Source organism: Oceanisphaera sediminis (genome assembly GCF_039539745.1).
GTDB lineage: Bacteria > Pseudomonadota > Gammaproteobacteria > Enterobacterales > Aeromonadaceae > Oceanimonas > Oceanimonas sediminis.
This window is the reverse complement of record NZ_BAABDS010000026.1, coordinates 1-21,790: the sequence shown is the minus strand read 5'-3', so window position 1 is coordinate 21,790 and position 21,790 is coordinate 1. Positions and strand designations below refer to the sequence as shown.

The following is a 21,790-nucleotide window of genomic DNA, read 5'->3' as shown; positions in this document are numbered from 1 at the left end:
TATGTTTCCAGGCTCTTATAATCGCATTCACATTCTCAAAAGCAATAGGAAGCGGGCGATGAAAGACAGTGAGTTCCATGCTCTGGCGGATGCCATTTACCAGCATATTGAAGAGTGCATCGATAGCAGCGGAGTCGATATCGACTGCGAAACCATCGGCGGCGTCATGACGCTGACCTTCGAGAACAACATCAAGTTCGTGATCAATCGCCAGGAGCCGTTGCATCAGATCTGGCTGGCCACCCGGGAGAACGGCCATCACTTCGCCCTGCAGGGTGACCAGTGGATCGATAACCGCCAGGGCGTGGAGCTGCTGAGCTGGCTCAGCCTGCAGGCACAACGCCAGGGTGACACCGAGCTGGCGCTCTAACTGGCCGGGCAGGGCCGGGGATCGTCCCGGTCCTCCTTGACGGTGCGGTAGGGCAACACCCGATATTGCCCCTCTTCTGCCACGATTTCGTAATATTGCGGCAGGTTGAAATGGGCAAAATGACTCTGGCCGGCCACCTGCTGGTCGGAGGTATAGAAACGATTGATGCTCTGCACCAACTCGTCCTTGCTGCCCGCCACCTGGCGGTAAACCTCTACCCGGTTGGCCTCGTCGAGAATATAGAGGTTGTAGTCGTCACCGCTGTCTTCAAAGAAGAACTGCATCAGCCCTTCACTGGCATAGACATCCACTATCTCGGGTATCGGTTTGCCCGCCTGCTGATCCAGCCGCAAGGTGCGATGGGTCGGCGGCAGCCGGGCTGGCTGCCGGCCAGCGTCTACCGCCGCTTCCCGCTTTTGTACGCTGACCCCGCGCCGCTCGAAGAAGATGCCGTACTCTTCGGTGCCCAGTTGCAGGGTCTTGACGGTGCTGCCCTGATCCCGCGCCAGTCGCAGACCGATACATTCATTGATCAGCTGTTCGAAACGGGTGCGGATCAGGCTGCGAAAATTAAAGCTGTAACAGAACACCTGCAGGCTTTCCGGGGCATTGGCGCCCTGGTGCATCTTGCCGAGAATGGTGGTGAGCGCGTCCACCACCGCGGTAGGCCCGCTGAAGTGCAGGGTACGAATTTCGTCCCAGGAGTTGCGATAGAGCAAGTCCACCGAGCCGACCAGGTTTTCCAGTTGCTGGCCGAAGCTGAAGGGATCGCTGGTTCTGGCGTTGAATTCGATGGGCCGGTCGCCCCAGCGGGCGGTGGGATCCTGTTCCAGATTGAGGAAGATGCCGAGCTGGCGCACCTCGCAGGGGCGGCTCAGCGCCAAATTACTGGGTGAAGGGGTCCGCACCGGGAAGAGTCGCGCCAGGTCATCGCAGTACTCCTGCAAATGGCGCTGGCTGACATCGGTATCCTGGTTGAACAGGTGCAACCGGGTATCCGTTACCAGCAGGCCGTTGAAGTGGGCCCAGGCGATCAGTTTGCCCACATAGCCGCTGTATTCCAGGGCGCTGCGGCCGAGGATGTCGGCGGGCGTCAGCCCATGCTTGTACAGGTACCAGCCGGCCTTGTTGACTCGGCCTTCGGGTACCTGCACCAGGCTGATATCCGGCTCGCTCAAGTCCGGCGCTATGTGCAGGTTGATCAGCTGCACCTTGCCCGACAGGTTTTCAAAGGCCGCATACAGCTTGCGCGACAGGATGCCGATGTCTTCCGGGTTGATCGACTCGCTGATGTTGTTGCGCCGGGCAAACTGGATCAGGTTGCGATAGCTCAGCATCAGGGCTTCCAGCAGCTCGCCGTAGGCGGACCTGACCTGCTCCACTTTCCAGTGGGCCCGGTCGTTCAGCAAGGCGACTTTTTCCGCAGGCCAGCCCCAGGCCGACACCAGCTGATTGATACGGGTTCGCCGCCAGCTATCCTGCTCCCGGTCATCATGGTCCGGGCTCAGATCCAGCCCTTCCGACACCTTGAGATAAAAACAGCGCCGCACCAGATCGAGCCGTTTGTCATCACCGATGGACTTGAGGTAGCCGGTCACCTTTTCCAGCATCAGCATGTAGTGATCCTGACGTTCATCGAGTCGGTCGGCGGTATGAAAATGCCCCTTGAGATCACGACAAAGCAAGCGGGTGTCCGGATATTCGTGGGAATAGGCTTCCATCAGCACCGTTTTCAGCACCGCCTTGTAGGGCGAGTCGATGCTCTTGTACAACTGCCACAGCGCCGAGCCGAAGTACTCTTCTGCCGGAATGCGGTCAAATCCGCCCAGATCCAGCCATTCGTCGTGATTCAGGGTGCCGTTGGCAAACTGTTCGGCCACAAAGCGATCGTAGCGCGGGCCCAGCTTGCCGGGCGCAAACATCCACACCAGCCGCTTGCCGGCAATGCGCAAATGACTGCGGTAAAACTCGTCCAGCAACAGCAGGTGCTGGGCACTACCACAGCTTTCGCCTTGAACCAGCTGTTGATTGTCGGTGCGGAATTTATTGTCCGGGATCAGAAACAGATTAAGCTCGACCTGGCGCTGCTCGGCCCACTGGGAAATCAGCAGACATTTCTGCTGCAGCCGGGCAACCCGCTCCGGCGCCATCAGGTGGGAATAACAGACCCAGACATCCAGATCGGAATGACGGCTCTGGCCGATGGACGAGGTGCTGCCCATGCAATAAATGCCGAAGATTTCGTTCTGACCGTGCTCCAGCCCCTGATGACCATTGGCGGCCTGGCAGAGTTCATCGATAAACTGCTGCTGACGTGAATTGGGCAGGAAATGGCACACGCCCGCAGGCACGTCACCCGGCACATAGCCCGGCAACAGGGGATGATGATAGTGCAACAGCACCGGCAGCAACTGAAAGACCTGCTGGCCATAACGGCTCATCACCGCCAGGGCTCGGTCCTGCTTCTGCTGGTTAAACTGCTCACATCGCTCGACGAGCCGGTGAAAATTCGCGTGCAAGGGTTCAGGCCTTTGGTGGACCGACACAGACCCGGAACAGGTCAAAAGTGTGATCATGGTAACAATTAGCCGGTAGATGAACAATATGTGTCAGGACACATTTCGATAACATGCCGCCGCGCCTCCTTCTCCCCCCTGTAAAGCGCCGACAGGAATGATAGTATCGGCGTATTAATGGACACAAAGAAGAGATTCACATGGCAAACCGCATCATCCGCATCGCCACCCGCAAGAGCCTGTTGGCGCTATGGCAGGCCCATTATGTCAAGGCCCGGCTGGAGCAACTGCATCCCCATATCGGTGTCGAACTGGTGCCGATGACCACCCAGGGTGATGTACTGCTCGACACGCCCCTGTCCAAGATTGGCGGCAAGGGGCTCTTCATCAAGGAGCTGGAGCAGGCCATGCTGGACGGTCGCGCCGATATTGCGGTGCATTCGATGAAAGACGTGCCGGTGGAATTTCCCGAGGGCCTGGGCCTGACCGTGATCTGCGAGCGGGAAGACCCGCGTGATGCCTTTGTTTCCAATCACTATACCCATCTCGAACAGCTGCCGGCCGGCGCCGTGGTCGGCACCGCCAGCCTGCGCCGGGAATGCCAGGTTCGTGCCCGTTATCCGCACCTCGAGGTCAAAACGCTGCGCGGCAACGTACAGACCCGACTGCGCAAGCTGGATGAAGGCCAGTACGATGCCATCATTCTGGCTGCCGCCGGCCTGAAGCGACTGGAGCTGGACGAGCGTATCGCCGGCCTGATGAGCCCGGAAGACAGCCTGCCCGCCAATGGCCAGGGCGCCGTGGGCATCGAATGCCGACTGGATGATGCCGAGTTGCTCGAACTGCTCGCACCGCTCGATCACCCGGAAACCCGGCTGCGCGTGGTGGCGGAACGCGCCATGAACCACGGCCTGCAGGGCGGTTGCCAGGTACCTATCGGCTCCTACGCCGAGCTCCAGGGTGACCAACTCTGGCTGCGCGGCCTGGTCGGTCGCCCCGACGGCAGCCAGATCATCTATGAAGAGATGACCGGCCCCGCCTCCCAGGGTGAGAGCATGGGCGCAGAAATGGCCAAGCGACTGCTGGCAAGGGGCGCCGACAAGATACTGGACGAGGTTTATCGGTCATGACACCGCTGGTGGTACGCGCCGAGCCGCAGGCCGCCAGCCTGAGTCAGGCCCTGCTGGCGGCTGGTCACCAACCGGTGACCAGCCCGCTGCTGAGCTTTGAGGCCGGTGCCGAGTTTGACCGGCTGCCGGCCCTGCTCGACGGCCTGTCGGCTCGAGATTATGTGATAGCGGTCAGCGTACAGGCGGTCCATTTCGCCGATAATGCCTTGAAACAACAGGGGCATGGCTGGCCCAAGGCCAACTATATTGCCGTGGGCGACGCCACCGGAAAAGCCTTTGCCGAGGTGGGGGTTCCCGGTGCCGCCGTACCCGACGATCCCCGCTCCGAGGGCATTATTTCACTGCCGGCCCTGCAGCAACTGGCCGGGCGTCGAGTGGTGATTTTGCGGGGCAATGGCGGTCGTCACCTGATCGCCCCCACCCTGATGCAAAGGGGCGCGCTGGTCGATTACTGCGAAGTCTACCGCCGCTGTTATCATAAAGATTCGAGCGGCGCCTTGGTTAAAAGCTGGCAGAGCCAGGATGTGGACAGTATTATCATCACCAGTGGCGGCCTGCTGCATCATATTGTTCAGCTGGCGGCCAATAGCGCAAAGGACTGGCTGCTAAGCCGTTTATTGATTGTTCCCAGCATACGGGTTGCCATCGAGGCCAGGGAGCTGGGCTTCACTCAAGTCATTAATGCAGAAGGTGCATCCAACCAGGCACTGATTGCCGCTCTGGATGAGAGGAAACGGAATGACAGACAAGACTGACAATAAACAGGATCATCAGAACACGGCGGTTGCCGGCGAGGTTGATGCCGAGCAACAGCAGGCATTATCGCCTGAAACGTCACCTTCTCCGGAGTCAAAAGCACCGGAACAACAAGCGCCTGAACAGAAGAAGACCTCTTCATCCGGCAAGATACTGGCCATTATCGCCATTATCATCGCCGTCGTGCTGGCGGCGATACTGTACTGGCACGGTCATAACCAGGCGCAGGCCCAGACCGAGCAACTGAACCGGATGCAGACCGAACTGCAACAGCAGCAGAGCCGCCTCGAACAGGCCGAAGCCGCCCAGAGCAGCAAACTGGCCGCCGTGGTAAGCAACCAGAACAGTACCAGCGAACAGCTAGAGGGCCTGTCGCACAAGGTGCTGGATCTGGACAGCAAGCGCCCCAACGACTGGATGCTGGCGGAAGCCGAATATCTGGTGCGCATGGCCGGTCGCAAGCTCTGGCTGGAACAGGACGCCGTTTCCGCCGCCATGATGCTGGCCAATGCCGACGAACGCCTGGCCGCGCTCAATGATCCCGGCCTGACCCCGGTACGCCGCGCGCTGGCTGATGATATCGCCAACATCAAGTCGGTGAAAAAAGTCGACCGGGAAGGTCTGGTGATCAAGCTCAACAGCATCAACGATCAGGTCGACAAGCTCACCCTGGCCGGTGTCATCATGGCCCGGGCCGAAGCGCCGGATTTCACCCTGTCCGAGTCGGTCAGCGACTGGAAGGAAAATCTGAAGAAAAGCTGGGCCAGCTTCAGCGACGACTTCGTAACCGTGCGCCGTCGTGACGGCAATGTGGAAGCCCTGTTGTCACCACAGCAGCACTGGTACCTGAGCGAAAATCTCAAGGGCAAGCTGCTGCAGGCTCAACTGGCGGTCTACCGCGAGCAGCAGGAAATCTACGACAGCTCCCTGACCCAGGCCGAGCAATGGCTGCAGGACTATTTTGCCGACGACAGTGTGCGCCAGTTCATGCTGGAGCAGCTCGCTCAGCTTGAGGGCCAGCAGATCAAGGTCGACTATCCCGAGCAGTTCAGCGCTCAGGAACGCCTGCAGCAACTGCTGGATGACAGGCTGCAACGCCTGCTGACCGGCCTGTAAGGGAGAAGTCCATGATACGTCTTGCCATTATCGTCGTCATTCTGGTCGCCGGCCTGGTCATAGGTCCGGATATTACCGGTCAGCAGGGTTATGTACTGCTGGCTGCCGGTAACTACACCATCGAAACCACCGTCACCGTGTTTCTGGTGGGCGTGGTGCTGTTTTATGTGTTGCTGCTGTTCATCGAATGGCTGCTGGGTCGGATCTTCGGCGTCAGCCATCGCACCCGCAACTGGTTTGTCGGCCGTCGCCGTCGCAAGGCCCTGAATTACACCCAGAGCGGCATGCAGGCGCTGGTGGCGGAAGACTACGCCACCGCCGAAAAGATGCTGCTCAAGGGGACCAAGGGCAACGATCAGGCGCTGCTCAACTACCTGAATGCGGCCACCGCCGCCCAGGCCCTGGGTCATGAAGAAAAGCGCGACGACTATTTGCGCCAGGCCCACGAGCAGAGCCCCGGTGCCGGTCTGGCCGTGGGCCTGACGCAGGCTCGACTGCAGTATCAGCAGGGGCAACTGGAACAGGCCCTGAGCGGTGTGCGCCAGCTGGAGAAAGAGTACGGCAGCCAGCCGGCGCTGCTCAAGCTGCAGAAAGACGTCTATTTCGCCACCGGTGAATGGTCATCCTTGCTGGGCACCCTGGAGGCACTGGCAGGCAAAGGGCTGCTCGAGGCCGACGAGCAGCAATTGCTGAAACAGCAGGCCTATGCCGGCTGGTTTGACAGCACCGCCAACGCCGATGGCAGCGAAGGGCTGATCGCCCTGTGGCAGGGTCTGCCGCGCAAGGAAAAATACCAGGCCGAGATTCTGGCCCCGCTGTGCGAGCGACTGATTGGACTCAAGGCCCATAAAGAAGCCCAGCAACTGTTGCTGGAAGGCCTGAACAAGAAGACCGATCCTCGGCTACTGGCCTGCATGACCCGGTTGCAGCTGAGCGATTATCATCCGCTGCTGACCATACTGGAGAAGCAGGCGAAGAAGGAAAGTCTGCCCGAACTGCACTCCACCCTGGGTCAGCTGTATCTGAAGGACGACAAGCCGGAAGAAGCGGAGACACACTTGCAGCAGGCGGTGGCACTCAAGCCCTACGCCGGCGACTATGTGCTGCTGGCCGCTCTGGCAGAGAAGCGTAAGGATCTGGCCAAGGCGAACGACTACTATCGCCACAGCCTGGCACTGGCTCCCTGAGCCGGTATTTATCAAGATGAAAAAAAAGGAGCCGCAAGGCTCCTTTTTGTCTTATGGAGTATGCACATAACTTCGCTTTAATCGGACAAATGGCCCGCTCCGCCGACTCGCCGTAAACCCATCCATGGGGGCTCAGCCGCACCATCCGTGGTGCGGATGGTCGGCGGAGCAGATCCCTTTGTCCTCCTTGATGCTACAGAGTCATCTGTTGGCACCGTCTGCAGGCAACTCGGAGCTCAGAAAGAGGCAACAGAGACGAGCTCCCACGACCGTGAAATGCCAGGGATGGCATTTCCGAGCCCTCAGGGATGAGTTTATGGCGTGTCGTGGGAGCCGACTGTGTTGCCTCTGAGTTCGGACTTGAGAAAGATCAGATCTTTGGTATTACAGCGTGTCGGTGGAGGTAATTTGGTTGCCTCTGGGCTTGGGCCTGAATGCTTAATCAAGTAAGAGTTAAGCGGAAAAAAGGAGCCTTTCGGCTCCTTTTTATCAATCCTTGTACAGCTTGATCAGGGTGGCCGGATCCCGTTCCAGGAACCCCTTGCTGCCGTGCTGGCGCATCAGCTGGGCGGCGAGACCCGACATGGGGGTGGCGCTGCCTTCACGCAGGCTCTGGGCTACCGCCATGTCCAGATCCTTGAGCAGGGTGCGCACATGCCACTTGGGATCCGGATCGGACTCTGCCGCCATCAGCGGGCCGGTGATCTGCATCGGCTTGGAGTCGGCAAAGCCGCCGGCCAGCGCCTCGGGGATCTTGTCGGCAGACACGCCGCTGGCCTTGGCCAGTGCCATCATCTCCGCCAGCACCATCAGGTTGCAGCCGACGATCATCTGGTTGCATACCTTGGTGACCTGACCGGCGCCAACCGGGCCCATGTGAGTGGCCCGTTGCGACAAGGGCGCCAGCATGGGGCGAATGCGTTCTATGTCTGCGGCTTCACCACCGCACATGATGGCCAGGGTGCCGGCTTCTGCACCGGCCACGCCGCCGGACACCGGCGAGTCGACCCACCCCATGCCGCACTGCGCCTTGAGGCGAGTGGCAAAGTCCCGGGTCGCTTCCGGATCGGAACTGGAAAAGTCCACCAGCAGCTGATCGGCACGACCGTGACCGGCCACACCACCGGCACCAAATACCACCTCTTCCACTACTGCGGTGTTGGCCAGGCACAACAGCACCAGATCCACCTGCTCTACCAGCTCGCTGATGCTGCTGGCCACAGTGGCTCCGGCGGCCTTGACCTCGGCCAGCTTGTCCGCACTGCGGTTCCACACCGAAACTTCAAAGCCGGCTTGCAGCAGCCGCTGCGTCATCGGCTTGCCCATCAAGCCTATTCCGATAAAACCCAGTTTCATCACACCTTCTCCCTGTCGGTCATGTATTTGGTCTGGTAATAACAAAAGCCGCGGCGTAACGCCAGGCACAGCCAGCAACTCAACACAAACGGCATGGTCAGCATCGGCAGCCCGGTTTTCAGCATGGCGGCCGTCATCAGGCCCGCCAGCACGGCAGCCAGTATGCTCCAGCCCGGCTTGAACTGATGCCAGAACATGGCCACCGCCGCCAGTACGCCGTTGTAACCGGTCAGGCCGAAGTTGATATAGTCGGGGTTAATCAGCAGGAAGGTGGCGGTGCCACTGGTGATCACGGCGCCGACGAAGGCCCAGCCCAAGTTACCGATGCCGGCCAGCAACAGGGCGGCACAGACCATGACCGCCGGTATGGTGTCCGGCAAAAAAATCACCTGACCGATGGCCGATAACGAAAACTCGTAATTGCTCGGTACCTCGTCGGCCAGACGCTGCCCGCTCCAGTATAACCAGGGCAAAATCAACAGGTTGAACGGCAGGGTATAGCAGGGAATATTGGCAACCTGGCGCAATAGATAATAGAGCGGGCACGACACGGCACCCACAATGGCTGCGGCAACCAGCATGCCGGCACCGGGCGGAGCAAACAGCGCCAGTGACAGCCCGACCAGCGCCGCGTTGAAGCCATAACAGCCTTCGGCCTGTAATTCGGGATCGTATTTAAGAAAGTGTGCCGTCAGAACTCCGCTCAGGGTCGCGATCAGCATGGCCAGTCCCATATAAGGGGACGCCCAGAACACACCCAAGGTAATTAACAAGCCAGCTAACGGACGGTTAACAAAATAGATCTGACTGATGGAAGCCAGTAAAGCAGACAACAGACCCATAGTGGGAACCCTGAAGATAATGAAGAAACGAGCAGGATTAGAGCAGGAAGTGGTATTTTTTTCAACAAAAAAATGTACACAATGTTAACGGCTTGTCAACTCAAGATGAGACTTCTGGCGTTAAATAGAGTGCCGGCAAGGGCCACAAGGGGCCCTTGTCGGCATGGCTTAATGAGCGAGGAAAAACTGGTAGGCGGGATCCTGCGTTACCTCATCCCAGCGGTAGCCCAGCTCGGCCAGGTGGCGTTCGAACGAGGCCAGATCTGCATCGGGCAGTTCGAAGGCACAGAGTACCCGGCCAAATTCGGCACCGTGGTTACGGTAGTGAAACAGGCTGATGTTCCAGTAGGTACCCAGGGTATGCAGAAAGCGCATCAGCGCCCCCGGCTGCTCGGGAAAACGAAAGCTGTACAGCCGTTCGTTCAACGCCTTGGGTGGCCGGCCACCCACCATGTAACGCACATGGGATTTGGCCAGATCGTTGTCGGTCATGTTGGCCACCGGATAACCGGCCTGCTCCAGTTCCATCATGATCTGGGCCAGCTCCCGGTCACCGTCACTGAGCCGCACCGACACCAGCAGCGCCGCCTTGTCTTCCGACGAGTAGCGATAGTTGAACTCGGTCACCATGCGGTTGCCGAGCACCTCGCAGAACTCGATAAAGGCCCCCTTGCGCTCGGGAATGGTTACCGCCAGCACCCCTTCCCGCTTCTCACCCAGCTCGCAACGCTCGGACACGTACCGCAGAGAATGGAAGTTGACGTTGGCCCCGCTGAGCACCGCCGCCATGCGGGCATGTTGGTAATCGCCCGCCTGGCTGTACTTCTTCAGCCCGGCCAGAGACAGGGCGCCCGACGGCTCGGCGATGGCGCGGGTATCTTCGAAGATATCCTTGAGCGCGGCGCAGATCTCGTCGGAGCTGACGGTCACTACCCCATCGAGATATTGCTGACACAGACGAAAGGTTTCGGTGCCCATACGCTTCACCGCCACCCCGTCGGCAAACATACTGACCCGGTCCAGGGTGACGATTTCACCGGCCTTGAGCGCGGCATTAAGGCAGGCCGACCCTTCGGCCTCGACACCGATCACCTTGACCTGGGGCAACAGCTGCTTGATGTAGACCGACACCCCGGCCGCCAGACCGCCGCCGCCCACCGGCACAAACACATGGGTCAGGCGGGTATCCTGCTCCAGCAGTTCGCGCCCTATGGTGCCCTGACCGGCGATCACGTCTTCATCATCGAAGGGCGGGATCAGAGTCAGGCTATGCTCCTGCGCCAGTGCCAGACAACGGGCGTAGGCTTCGTCGAAGTTATTGCCATGCAATATCACCTTGCCGCCGAACCGGCGCACCGACTCCACCTTGATGTCGGGGGTAACCGTGGGCATCACTATGGTGGCGTCGATGCCCAGCTTGGAAGCCGACAAGGCCACGCCCTGGGCATGATTACCGGCCGACGCCGCTATGACCCCGGCCTGCTGCTGCTCGGGGCTGAGCTGGGCTATCTTGTTGTAGGCACCCCGTAGCTTGAAAGAATGCACCGGTTGCATGTCTTCCCGTTTCAGCGAAACGTGGTGCCCCAGCCGCTCGGAAATCTTCTTGAGCGGCGACAGCGGGGTCACCCGCGCCGCCTCGTACACCGGAGACAGCAGGATGCAACGCAGGTATTCGGTCGCCGACCGCAAGGCGGCGCCTTCTTTCAATGCCGGTTGTGCCATGCTTATCCTCCCAGCTTGCTGATGTCGCGTACCGCGCCCTTGTCGGCACTGGTGGCCAGCGACGCATAGGCGCGCAGGGCAAAGGACACTTCCCGCTCGCGATCAACCGGGCGCCAGCCCTGTTCACCCCTGGCGTTCATGACTTCGCGACGGGCGGCCAGTTCCGACTCGGCCACGTCCAGCACTATGCTGCGGCCCGGAATGTCGATATCGATGATGTCGCCGTTCTGTACCAGCGCTATGGTGCCGCCGTTGGCCGCTTCGGGAGAGACATGACCGATGGACAGGCCGGAAGTACCACCGGAGAAACGACCGTCGGTGATCAGTGCACACTTGGTGCCCAGCCCCATCGACTTGAGATAGGTGGTGGGATAGAGCATTTCCTGCATGCCGGGGCCACCTTTGGGACCTTCGTAGCGGATCACCACCACGTCACCGGCTTTAACTTCGCCCCCCAGAATGCCTTCTACCGCCGTATCCTGACTTTCATAGATACGGGCGGGACCACGGAACACCAGGTTGTCGTCGGACACACCGGCGGTCTTGACGATACAACCGTCTACCGCCAGATTGCCGGACAATACCGCCAGACCGCCTTCCTGACTGTAGGCATGCTCCAGGCTGCGAATACAGCCCTCACGACGGTCGTCGTCCAGGGTCGGCCAGCGGCAATCCTGGCTGAACGCTTTGGTGGTACGAATACCGGCGGGACCGGCACGGAACATGGATTTCACCGCTTCGTCTTCGGTCACCATTACATCGTACTTGGCCAGCTGCTCGGCCAGGGTCATGCCCAGCACGGTCGGCAGTTCGGTGTGCAGCAGACCGGCACGGTCCAGCTCGCCGAGAATACCCATGACACCACCGGCGCGGTGTACGTCTTCCATATGATATTTCGGAGTAGACGGCGCCACCTTGCACAGCTGGGGTACCTTGCGCGACAGCGCATCGATGTCGGCCATGGTGAAGTCGACACCGGCCTCGTGAGCGGCGGCCAGCAGGTGCAGCACCGTATTGGTAGAGCCGCCCATGGCCACATCCAGCACCATGGCGTTTTCAAACGCCGCCTTGGTGGCGATGTTGCGCGGCAGGGCCGAGTCATCATCCTGCTCGTAGTAACGCTTGGTCAGCTCGACGATACGATGACCGGCCGACTTGAACAGTTGCTCCCGATCCGCGTGGGTCGCCAGCAAAGAGCCGTTGGCCGGTTGAGACAGGCCCAGCGCTTCGGTCAGGCAGTTCATGGAGTTGGCGGTAAACATACCGGAGCAGGAGCCGCAGGTCGGGCAGGCGCTGCGCTCGACCTGCTCACTCTGAGCGTCGGACACGGTAGGATCGGCGCCCTGTACCATGGCATCCACCAGATCCAACTTGATGATCTGCTCGGACAGCTTGGTCTTGCCGGCTTCCATCGGGCCACCGGAAACGAAGATCACCGGAATATTGACCCGCAAGGCGGCCATCAGCATACCGGGGGTGATCTTGTCGCAGTTGGAGATACACACCATGGCATCGGCACAGTGGGCATTGACCATGTATTCGACCGAGTCGGCGATCAGATCCCGGCTGGGCAGGCTGTAGAGCATGCCGCCGTGACCCATGGCGATGCCGTCATCCACGGCGATGGTGTTGAATTCCTTGGCGACACCACCGGCGGCCTCGATTTCACGCGCCACCAGCTGGCCCATGTCTTTCAGGTGCACATGGCCCGGCACAAACTGGGTAAAGGAGTTGACCACCGCAATGATCGGCTTGCCGAAGTCACCTTCGGTCATGCCGGTGGCGCGCCACAGGGCGCGGGCGCCGGCCATGTTGCGGCCGTGAGTGGTGGTGGCGGAACGATACCTTGGCATTCTTTAAACTCCTGTAAAAACAATTGAGTAAAACAGGGGCGCCGCGCGCCCCTCTCTCTTATCTGAAAATTAATCTTTCACCGGGGTCAACCAACCCCATTTGTCCCTGGTGCTGCCGTCGAACAGCCCGAAGAAGGCTTTCTGCAATTCGGTGGTGATCGGGCCTCGTTTACCGGCCCCGAGCTCGATGCCGTCTACGCTGCGTACCGGGGTCACTTCGGCGGCGGTACCGGTCATGAACATTTCATCGGCCAGATACAGCGCCTCGCGAGAGATGGCTTCTTCCCGCACCTGATAACCGGCTTCACGCGCCAGGGTCATCAGGGTATCGCGGGTGATACCGGGCAGGATACAGGCGGTAACCGGCGGGGTATAGAGCACCTTGTTCTTGATCAGGAACAGATTCTCGCCCGCCCCTTCACTCAGGTGGCCATGCACGTCCAGTGAAATACCCTCGTCATAACCGTGGCGCTTGGCTTCACCGGAGATCAGCTGGGAAGACAGATAGTTACCACCGGCCTTGGCACCGGTAGGCATGGTATTGGGCGCCAGTCGGTTCCAGGAGGTCACACAAACGTCCACGCCCCGCTCCAGCCCTTCTTCGCCCAGATAGGCGCCCCAGGGAATGGCGGCAACAATCACGTCGCACGGCACGTCTTTGGGCGCGTTGAGGCCCATGCCGACGTTGCCGATAAACACCAGCGGCCGCAGGTAGGCGCTGTTCAGCTCGTTCTCGCTGACCGCTTTTCTGCAGGCGTCCATCAATTCTGCATGGGTATAGGGGATCTGCATTCGATAGATTTTGGCGGAATCGAACAGGCGTTGTACGTGCTCTTCCAGCCGAAAAATCATCGGGCCCTTGGGGGTCTCATAGGCACGAATGCCTTCAAACACCGAAGAGCCGTAGTGCAGCGCATGACTCATTACATGCACCTGGGCTTTCTCCCAGGGCACCATATCACCATTGAACCAGATGTATTTGGCAGTCGACATTGGTTGCTCCCTCACGCCGTTTTTCTGAATCGTTGCTCCACAAGCTGCGCATCGACACGGGTTATATCCATCAGCTTTTCCAGTTGACGACTCAACAGCTGAATGGCCCTGTCACTGCTGACAGTAACCCTAATATTAAGGTGTTTACAATCAACCGAGGTGGACATTTCCATGTCATCCACGCGAAAGCCGCGATGACGGATCAAACGGAGCACTCGTTCGAGAACTTCGGGACGAAACTGGGTTTCTATCTGCAAGTTATGCTGGTTCATGCTTTTTTCTCCATCATCTGGTCGTTGGCAACGCCGGGTGGCACCAGGGGCCAGACGTTTTCCTGTTCTGAAATACGCACATGCAACAGATAGGCGGTCTCGGACGCCAGCATGCGCTGAATGGCGGGCTCCACTTCCTCTTTGCGGGTGATGGTTTCACCGGGAATATTGAAGGCGGCGGCCATGGCCACGAAGTCGGGGTTATCGGTGAGGATGGTTTCGCTGTAGCGACCGTCGAAGAACAGTTCCTGCCACTGGCGCACCATGCCCAGACGCTGGTTGTCGAGCAGCACCATTTTTACCGGCAGCTGGGCCCGCTTGAGGGTGCCCAGTTCCTGCACGTTCATCATGAAGGAGCCATCGCCGGACACCAGTACCGACTCGTGTTCGGGCCGAGCCAGCTTGGCACCGATGGCCGCCGGCAGACCAAAGCCCATGGTACCCAGACCTGAGCTGCTCAGGTGATTGCGCGGGCTGGTAAAGCGCATGTGCTGCGCCACCCACATTTGATGCTGACCCACATCACAGCTCACCATGGCGGTATCCTGCAGGGCCTCGCTCAACTGCTTGAGTGCCAGCGGCGCGTAAATGGCCTCGCCCGGATGATCGTAACGCCAGCCATGATCGGCTATTAGCGCCTTGCAGTGCCGCCGCCAGTCGTCGATAGCCAGTCCGCCATTACCCAACTTATCACTTACCAACAGGGGCAATACCGTTGCCAGCTCCGCATCTATGCTCACCTGAGCGTCGCGTACCTTGCCAAACTCGGAAGCGTCCTTGTCCAGATGAATCACCTTGGCGTTGACCGCAAAGGCGTCCAGCTTGCCGGTCACCCGATCGTCGAAACGCGCCCCAACCACAATCAGCAGATCACTCTGCTGAACCGCCAGGTTGGCGGCTTTTGTACCGTGCATACCGAGCATGCCCAAAAACAGCTCGTCATCCGGATTCAGGGTGCCGATTCCCTTGAGGGTGGTCACGGCAGGAATGCCACTCTTCCGGGCAAAAGCGCGTAATTCTGCTTCGGCGTTGGCCATGCCGACGCCGCCACCAACATACAACACCGGCTTCTTCGCCGAGGTCAGCATGGCCTGAGCCTGAGCCAGGGCGTCTTCATTCAGAGCATTGGCTGCGGTGCTGAAGGTCGGCGTTGGCTTGGGCTCGACCGGGGCAACCTGAATATTCTTGGGCACGTCGATCAACACGGGGCCGGGTCGGCCGGAGCGGGCCACTTCAAAGGCTTCGGCGATCACTGCGCCCAGATCCTCGACGTTCTCGACCAGATAGGAGTGTTTGGTGCAGGACAGCGACATACCCAGTACGTCCACTTCCTGAAAGGCATCGGTACCGATGGCGGCCATCGGTACCTGACCGGTGATGGCCACCAGCGGAATGGAGTCGAGCATGGCATCGGCCAGACCGGTGATCAGGTTGGTTGCGCCGGGGCCGGAAGTGGCCATACACACGCCCACCTGACCACTGGCTCTGGCATAGCCCACGGCAGCCAATGCGGCCGCCTGCTCGTGACGACACAGCAGATGTTCCACCCCACCGTCGTAGAGGGCGTCATAGAGCGGCATGATGGCGCCGCCGGGGTAGCCGAAGATCTGGGTGACTCCCTGTTGTTTCAGAGTCTGAACGATGTACTGTGCGCCATTCATTTTATTACTGTCCATGTGTTGCTGCCAAAGCCGGTTTAAAAAAAAACCCCCGAGTGGGTGACTCGGGGGTTTTGTGTTGTGTCTGCCGGTTGTTTTACGTTTCGTCAGACCACAGTACCCCGAGTGGAGATTTAATAATCACCACTAGGACCACGATAATGCTGACGAAACGTACAAACGAATTCATGTCACCGACCACTCAATAGGATTACGAGCCAGAACCTCCGACTCAGCTGGCCTATAGAACTAGCATGATGAACTAGACTAGACAAGACTTTATTGTTTACAAAATAAAAAAAGCGACCGAATAGGGCCCCATAAACGTAGTTAAAAAATCTAAAAACAGTTATTTTTAAAAAACAAAACACCAGGGAGACCGGATGTCACTCGCCGTTGTTTTTGCCCGCGCCAGCCTGGGGGTTGTCGCACCACTGGTCACCGTTGAAGCTCATCTTGCCAATGGCCTGCCCGCCTTCAATATCGTCGGCCTGCCGGAAACCACGGTCAAGGAAGCCCGGGACCGGGTACGCAGCGCCCTGCTGAATGCCGGTTTTGAATTTCCTGCCCGGCGTATCACCGTCAACCTGGCCCCCGCCGATCTGCCCAAAGACGGTGGTCGTTTCGACTTGCCTATCGCCATGGCCATTCTTGCCGCCTCCGGCCAAATCCCCACCACCAGCCTGGAGCAGCTGGAGTTTTTGGGCGAGCTGGCCCTGACCGGAGCACTGCGATCGATTAAAGGGGCCCTGCCGGCGGTACTGGCCGCCCGCGACAGTGAGCGAATACTGGTACTGCCCGCCGGAAACGGTATCGAGGCCGGCGTAATCCATCCCTGTCCTGCCAGACTGGCTCCCCACCTGCTGGCCATTACCGCCTGGCTGCAGCAAGAAGGCGAATTGGCGACGCCTGAACGAGTTATGTCGAAAGATCGCGATTACTCCACCGATCTTTGCGATGTTATCGGTCAGGAGGGCGGTAAGCGGGCATTGGAAATTGCCGCTGCCGGTGAGCACAACCTGCTGCTGCTTGGCCCTCCAGGAACCGGCAAAAGCATGCTGGCCAGCCGTTTGCCGGGGCTGTTGCCACCGATGAGCGAAGAAGAAGCCCTCGAAGCCGCCGCCATCAAATCCATCAGCGGTCTGAGTCTGGATCCCGAAAACTGGTGCCTGCGCGCCTTCCGTCAGCCTCATCATTCGTCCTCTGCCGTGGCGCTGGTCGGCGGTGGCAGCTATCCCCGCCCCGGGGAAATCTCTCTGGCCCATAACGGGGTATTGTTTCTCGATGAAATGACCGAGTTTGAACGCCGGGTACTGGATGCCCTGCGCGAGCCGCTCGAAACCTGCCGTATCTCCATCGCCCGGGCGGCGCACCGGGTCACCTTTCCCGCCCGCTTCCAGTTAATTGGCGCCATGAATCCCAGCCCTTGCGGCCACTACGCCGACGGCTACCGCCGCAGCTCTTCCGAGCAGATACTGCGTTACCTGAGTAAAATATCCGGGCCTTTTCTGGATCGTTTCGATTTGTCGGTAGAAATACCGTTATTACCACCGGGTGAGCTGAGCCGTGCCCGCCCCAAAGCCGAACGCTCTGCCCAGATCCGCCAAAGAGTACTGGCAGCCAGAGAGCGACAACTGAAACGTGCCGGCAAGACCAATGCCCGGCTCAGTGCCGCCGAACTGGACAGGTTTTGCCCGCTGGAGCAGGAAGATGCCGAGTTTCTGGAGCAGGCGCTGCACCGAATGAAGCTTTCCATTCGCGCCTGGCATAAATTGATCCGGGTCGCCAGAACCATCGCCGATCTGGAGCATGAGGAAAAGATAGGCCGTCATCACTTAATCGAAGCATTGGGCTATCGGGCCATGGACAGGCTGCTGCAGCAGTTACAGAACTGATTCGGCAATAACTGCTATACCTAAACAGACAGCCTCGATCTAAAGGAGTAATGGATGAAAAGTGCGAAGGAATTTGCCATTTGGCTGCATGAGCGTTTCAAGGAAGTGCAGACCGGAGTTTATCTGACCAAATCGGATATCGCCTTGCTCTCAGGTCGACAACGCTTTACTCACGAGTTCATTACCGATATTCATTATGAACTGGCTTTACAAGGCATGGGATTTGTCACCGATACTCATCGGGAAAAATATTATCTGTTTCACCTGCCGACCACCTATTGGCAAACTCAGGGAGAAGGCTATCAGGAAGACAGCCAGTCCAACGTGCGTACCATCACCCCGAGCAAGCGCCATAACTGACAGCCCCCATGATGCGATAAACCGCATCATGGGGTTATGCATCAGCCCGCAGACAGCAGATATTCCACTACCCGGTAAAACCGCTCTTCCGAGCCGATTTCACTCATGTTCAGTTCATACTTGTCTCTGACCACTATGGTGGGCGTGCCGCGCACATTGAAGCGCTCGGTGGCCTTGTCGTACTGGGCGATCATGCCATTAAGTGCAAAGCTGTTGATCACACCATCGAAGTCCTTTGCTGCCACATCATTAGCAACGAAGATCGACTTGATATCATCCAGGTCGCCGGGCATTTTTTTCTGCCGATGAATTCGGTCGAAGATGGCCGGCGTCAGCTTGTCTTCCACCTTGAGCAATACCGCTGCCCCGTAGGCACGCTGCAGCACAGGGCCCAGTTCCCGGCCGAGAAAAGGCACCGGTACTTTCTTCAGCTGTACTTGTGGCACCCGCTCTTGCAGTTTTTGCATCAAGGGTTCAAAGCTGTAGCAATGCGAGCAGACATAAGAGAAAAATTCGGTCACTTCCGGTTTGCTGCTGGCAACGTCATTCACCACCTTGTATTCAACACCCTCCTTGAATTCGGGAGCGGCACTGACCAGCGGAGCCAGCAGCAGGGTAAACAAAACAACAATATATTTTTTCATACGGGATCTCGTTCAGTAGAGGCTGACTCACGTTAAGTAATCAGTTCCAGGAGGTCAAGGATAATGGTAGCGCATCCAGACTCTGCAATTGATCGGATAACACACTAATCTGCTGTTGCCAGTAGTCTTCGGTATTAAACCAGGGAAAATTGGCCGGAAAGGCAGGGTCGGACCAGCGCGCCGCCAGCCAGGCCATGTAGTTAACCATACGCATGGCTCTGAGCGGTTCTATCAACGACAGCTCTGCCGCATTGAATTCCCGCACCGTCTCGTAACCGGCCAGCAGAGTATCCAGTTGCAGCAGCTGCTCCTGACGCGTACCGCTGAGCATCATCCACAAATCCTGTACCGCCGGCCCGGTGCGACAATCATCGAAGTCGAGCAGCCAGAGTCCGTCACGCCACAGTATATTGCTGACATGGCAATCACAATGCAGGGTCAGCTGCTGTTTGGGTCGGTACAAAGCGGTCGTTTTTTCTACCACGTCATTCAGCCGGGCAAAAAATTCGCCTCGCAGCCGCTTCGGTATTATCGCCTCTTGCTCAAGCACACCTCGAGCCCGCAGCAGATAGTCATCGCTACTCAACTGTGGTCGATGGCGCAAGACAAACCGCTCTCCGACCCTGTGTAGCCGCCCCAGCTGCTCTCCCAGCGCCTCCAGCTGGTCGAGGTTATCGGCCTCGAACTGACGACCGGAGACCGAGGGCCAGACCGCAAACAGCATGTTGCCAAACTCGAACACACTGTTCTGATCGCGTACCAGCGGGACCGCCACTCGCACGCCGGCGTCATCCAGCGCGAACAGAAAATCATGCTCCTCCTGGATTTGCTGCCGGCTCCAGCGCTGGGGCCGATAAAACTTGGCCACCAGAATGCCATCGCTGTCACTCTTGAATCGGTAGACCCGGTTTTCATAGCTGTTCAGGGCCATGAGTCCCGAATCAATATAAATACCGACACTGACCAGCGCATCGGCTATCACGTCGGGGGTAAGTTGATAGTAATTCATACCGCTCCAAAAAAAAGACCGCAGCAAGGGCTGCGGTCCGAAGTATGCGTTATTAAAGAGTATCAGTTAATCGAACTGAAGAACTTGCTCTCGCTGCGTAATGTGGCCTTGCTGTCGTTTTCATCCAGCCCGGTATGCGTCATCACGAAGGTGATGTCCTTGACCGGCGTTGACAGCAGATAAGGGTCGGCCGCCAGACTAATCGGCACACTCAACACCTCGCCACCGCGAACCACCACTTCTTCGGGGCCAATCCAGTCCACGTCATCCATCCCTTCTACATTGAGCCGATAGGTTTCGGTGCTTAGCGTCTTGTTCATGATTTTCAGGGTATAGGTATTCTCCACCAGCCCTTCGGTGGTTTCGCGGTATAACTGGTTGCGATCCCGAATAATCTCGATGCCCATCGGCATGATGTTCGATGCCATATAGGCAAAGGCGACCAGCATCAACACCATGACAACACCATAACCAATCAGCTTGGGACGAGCGACATGGGTCTCTCTATGTCGTAACTGATGCTCGGTGGTGTAGCTGATAAGGCCTCTTTCGTAGCCCATTCTATCCATGGTCTGGTCACAGGCGTCCACACAGGCACCACAGTTGATGCACTCATATTGCAGGCCATCACGAATATCGATGCCCGCCGGACAGACCTGAACACAGAGATTGCAGTCGATACAGTCTCCCAGACCCAGCTTTTCGGGATCGGCCTTGCGCGGACGCGGGCCACGGCTCTCGCCTCGCTCGGTATCATAGCTGACCGTATAGGTATCTTTGTCGAACATCGCCGACTGAAAGCGGGAATAGGGACAGATGTGGGTACACATGATGGTGCGCATCCAGCCCGCATTGCCATAGGTACAGAACGCAAAGAACAACACCCAGAATCCAATCCAGAAGCTGGTCGAGAACGTCAGCAGATCGACCGCCAGCTCTCTTGCCGGAACAAAATAGGCGATGAAGGTAAAGCCGGTAAAGAGTGATACCGCCAGCCAGGCAAGGTGCTTGGCACTCTTGCGCCATATCTTGTTGAAGTTCCAGGATGACTTGTCCAGCTGGCGGCGTTTATTGGCACTGCCTTCCAGCTTTTCCTCGAACCAGATAAACAGAAAGGTCCATACGGTCTGTGGGCACAGATAGCCGCACCATACCCGCCCGAGAAAGGTGGTGATAAAGAACAGAGCGAAGGCCGCGACCATCAGCAACAAAGCCAGCAGAGTCAGATCCTGTGGCCAGATGGTGGTCGAAAATATCTGAAAGCGCTGCTGCTCCACATCGATCAGTATGGCCTGGTGTCCATTCCAGCTGATCCAGGGACCTACCGCAAACAACAGCATGAAAAACCAGCCCATCAGCTTGCGCAGCTGCTGCCATTTTCCCTTTTGTGCTCGTACGTAAATATGACCTTCATCTGTAGGCCTGTGAGAACGCACCGCCTCGGTGACATCCTTGATGTCTATCTGCTTATGTTTATCGTTCATTATGCTCACATAGTTATTCTGACTGACTGCGATCAAATTACCTGCTCGAAAAAAGAGCTTAACTTGCAGATAAAATACGAGTTATGCCGCATTCTGCAGCAAAATCCCCGGCAAAAAGGTGATATGGATCACTCTTTTTACGCCAAAGCCAGCGCCTGCCGTCCAGTCCGTCATGATAGAGCATTATGAGTCTCATAAACCATGACAGTGATCAGCAAATGCCGTGAAACAGCGAAGGATGCTGGTCGCCATCAATACCGCAACCAGTAGACAAGGCGGAACAAAAAACAGGAACGCAAAAAGCCCCGCTCTTTGAGCGGGGCTTGGTAATAGGCGTTTGACTGTGACCTACTTTCACATGGCAGCTGCCACACTATCATCGGCGCGGGTGCGTTTCACTTCTGAGTTCGGCATGGGATCAGGTGGTACCACAACGCTATGGCAGTCAAACAAAACTGGTTTTTCTAATCTAAAACTGGTGCTGATACCCGGATTCGAACTGGGGACCTCACCCTTACCAAGGGTGCGCTCTACCAACTGAGCTATATCAGCGAAATTGGGTGCCTGGCAGTGACCTACTTTCACATGGCAGCTGCCACACTATCATCGGCGCGGCTGCGTTTCACT

General features: G+C 58.1%; 18 protein-coding genes, 1 tRNA gene and 1 rRNA gene. 7 read left to right on the top strand and 13 right to left on the bottom strand.

What is annotated here, in order from left to right; translation table 11 throughout:
* The first annotated feature begins 58 nt into the window (after positions 1-58).
* Positions 59-370 carry an iron donor protein CyaY gene (gene cyaY, locus ABD827_RS08075; RefSeq protein WP_344963932.1) on the top strand — a complete coding sequence of 104 codons (312 nt, stop codon included), beginning with the start codon at positions 59-61 and terminating at the stop codon, positions 368-370.
* On the opposite strand, the gene ABD827_RS08070 is transcribed toward cyaY, so the two are convergent.
* The gene (locus ABD827_RS08070; RefSeq protein WP_344963930.1) at positions 367-2,889 is read right to left on the bottom strand and encodes a class I adenylate cyclase; all 2,523 of its coding nucleotides are present in this window, start codon (positions 2,887-2,889) and stop codon (positions 367-369) included. The genes cyaY and ABD827_RS08070 overlap by 4 nt on opposite strands.
* A 197-nt stretch (positions 2,890-3,086) precedes the next feature.
* On the opposite strand from ABD827_RS08070, the gene hemC reads away from it, so the two are divergent.
* Genes hemC through ABD827_RS08050 form a run of 4 tightly spaced genes read left to right on the top strand, consistent with a single transcriptional unit; the run spans position 3,087 to position 7,075 of the window.
* Positions 3,087-4,016, top strand: a complete 930-nt coding sequence (gene hemC, locus ABD827_RS08065; protein WP_298721258.1) for a hydroxymethylbilane synthase — start codon at positions 3,087-3,089, stop codon at positions 4,014-4,016.
* Positions 4,013-4,771: a uroporphyrinogen-III synthase gene (locus ABD827_RS08060; protein WP_344963927.1), complete on the top strand. Its 759-nt coding sequence runs from the start codon at positions 4,013-4,015 to the stop codon at positions 4,769-4,771. The genes hemC and ABD827_RS08060 overlap by 4 nt, the downstream gene beginning before the upstream one ends.
* Positions 4,755-5,888 carry a uroporphyrinogen-III C-methyltransferase gene (locus tag ABD827_RS08055; RefSeq protein ID WP_344963925.1) on the top strand — a complete coding sequence of 378 codons (1,134 nt, stop codon included), beginning with the start codon at positions 4,755-4,757 and terminating at the stop codon, positions 5,886-5,888. Before ABD827_RS08060 ends, ABD827_RS08055 begins: the two co-directional genes overlap by 17 nt.
* A gap of 11 nt (positions 5,889-5,899) precedes the next feature.
* Complete coding sequence (locus ABD827_RS08050; protein ID WP_344963923.1) at positions 5,900-7,075, top strand: heme biosynthesis HemY N-terminal domain-containing protein; 1,176 nt, start codon at positions 5,900-5,902, stop codon at positions 7,073-7,075.
* Positions 7,076-7,564: 489 nt separating this feature from the next.
* On the opposite strand, the gene ABD827_RS08045 is transcribed toward ABD827_RS08050, so the two are convergent.
* The 7 genes from ABD827_RS08045 to ilvG all read right to left on the bottom strand — a co-directional run bounded on the left by ABD827_RS08045 (position 7,565) and on the right by ilvG (position 15,774).
* Complete coding sequence (locus ABD827_RS08045; RefSeq protein ID WP_344964262.1) at positions 7,565-8,431, bottom strand: NAD(P)-dependent oxidoreductase; 867 nt, start codon at positions 8,429-8,431, stop codon at positions 7,565-7,567.
* Entirely contained in the window at positions 8,431-9,273 is an 843-nt protein-coding gene (locus tag ABD827_RS08040; RefSeq protein WP_344963921.1) for an urea transporter, read from the bottom strand. The genes ABD827_RS08045 and ABD827_RS08040 overlap by 1 nt, the downstream gene beginning before the upstream one ends.
* Before the next feature lie 168 nt (positions 9,274-9,441).
* Positions 9,442-10,962, bottom strand: a complete 1,521-nt coding sequence (gene ilvA, locus ABD827_RS08035) for a threonine ammonia-lyase, biosynthetic (protein WP_344964261.1) — start codon at positions 10,960-10,962, stop codon at positions 9,442-9,444.
* A 35-nt stretch (positions 10,963-10,997) separates the two neighbouring features.
* Positions 10,998-12,848, bottom strand: a complete 1,851-nt coding sequence (ilvD, locus tag ABD827_RS08030; protein ID WP_344963919.1) for a dihydroxy-acid dehydratase — start codon at positions 12,846-12,848, stop codon at positions 10,998-11,000.
* Positions 12,849-12,917: 69 nt separating this feature from the next.
* Positions 12,918-13,841, bottom strand: a complete 924-nt coding sequence (locus ABD827_RS08025) for a branched-chain amino acid transaminase (RefSeq protein ID WP_298721233.1) — start codon at positions 13,839-13,841, stop codon at positions 12,918-12,920.
* A gap of 11 nt (positions 13,842-13,852) precedes the next feature.
* Positions 13,853-14,113, bottom strand: a complete 261-nt coding sequence (ilvM, locus tag ABD827_RS08020; RefSeq protein ID WP_298721230.1) for an acetolactate synthase 2 small subunit — start codon at positions 14,111-14,113, stop codon at positions 13,853-13,855.
* The gene (gene ilvG, locus ABD827_RS08015; RefSeq protein WP_344964259.1) at positions 14,110-15,774 is read right to left on the bottom strand and encodes an acetolactate synthase 2 catalytic subunit; all 1,665 of its coding nucleotides are present in this window, start codon (positions 15,772-15,774) and stop codon (positions 14,110-14,112) included. Before ilvG ends, ilvM begins: the two co-directional genes overlap by 4 nt.
* A 380-nt stretch (positions 15,775-16,154) precedes the next feature.
* Between ilvG and ABD827_RS08010 the strand changes: the two genes are divergently transcribed.
* Together ABD827_RS08010 and ABD827_RS08005 are read left to right on the top strand one after the other, a co-directional pair.
* Positions 16,155-17,666 (top strand): YifB family Mg chelatase-like AAA ATPase, encoded by a 1,512-nt coding sequence (locus tag ABD827_RS08010; RefSeq protein ID WP_344963917.1) that lies wholly within the window; start codon positions 16,155-16,157, stop codon positions 17,664-17,666.
* A 54-nt stretch (positions 17,667-17,720) separates the two neighbouring features.
* Positions 17,721-18,026: a hypothetical protein gene (locus ABD827_RS08005; protein ID WP_298721222.1), complete on the top strand. Its 306-nt coding sequence runs from the start codon at positions 17,721-17,723 to the stop codon at positions 18,024-18,026.
* 41 nt (positions 18,027-18,067) lie between these two features.
* Here the strand turns inward: ABD827_RS08005 and ABD827_RS08000 are convergent, their stop codons facing one another.
* The 5 genes from ABD827_RS08000 to ABD827_RS07980 form a co-directional block, all read right to left on the bottom strand.
* Positions 18,068-18,670, bottom strand: a complete 603-nt coding sequence (locus ABD827_RS08000; protein WP_298721219.1) for a thiol:disulfide interchange protein DsbA/DsbL — start codon at positions 18,668-18,670, stop codon at positions 18,068-18,070.
* Positions 18,671-18,710: 40 nt separating this feature from the next.
* Entirely contained in the window at positions 18,711-19,679 is a 969-nt protein-coding gene (locus ABD827_RS07995) for a serine/threonine protein kinase (protein WP_344963912.1), read from the bottom strand.
* Positions 19,680-19,741: 62 nt separating this feature from the next.
* A complete protein-coding gene (gene ccoG / locus ABD827_RS07990; protein ID WP_344963910.1) occupies positions 19,742-21,163 on the bottom strand; it encodes a cytochrome c oxidase accessory protein CcoG in 1,422 nt (473 codons plus the stop codon).
* 335 nt (positions 21,164-21,498) lie between these two features.
* A 5S ribosomal RNA gene (gene rrf, locus ABD827_RS07985) occupies positions 21,499-21,613 on the bottom strand.
* A 26-nt stretch (positions 21,614-21,639) separates the two neighbouring features.
* A tRNA-Thr gene (locus ABD827_RS07980) sits at positions 21,640-21,715 on the bottom strand.
* Positions 21,716-21,790: the final 75 nt, after the last annotated feature.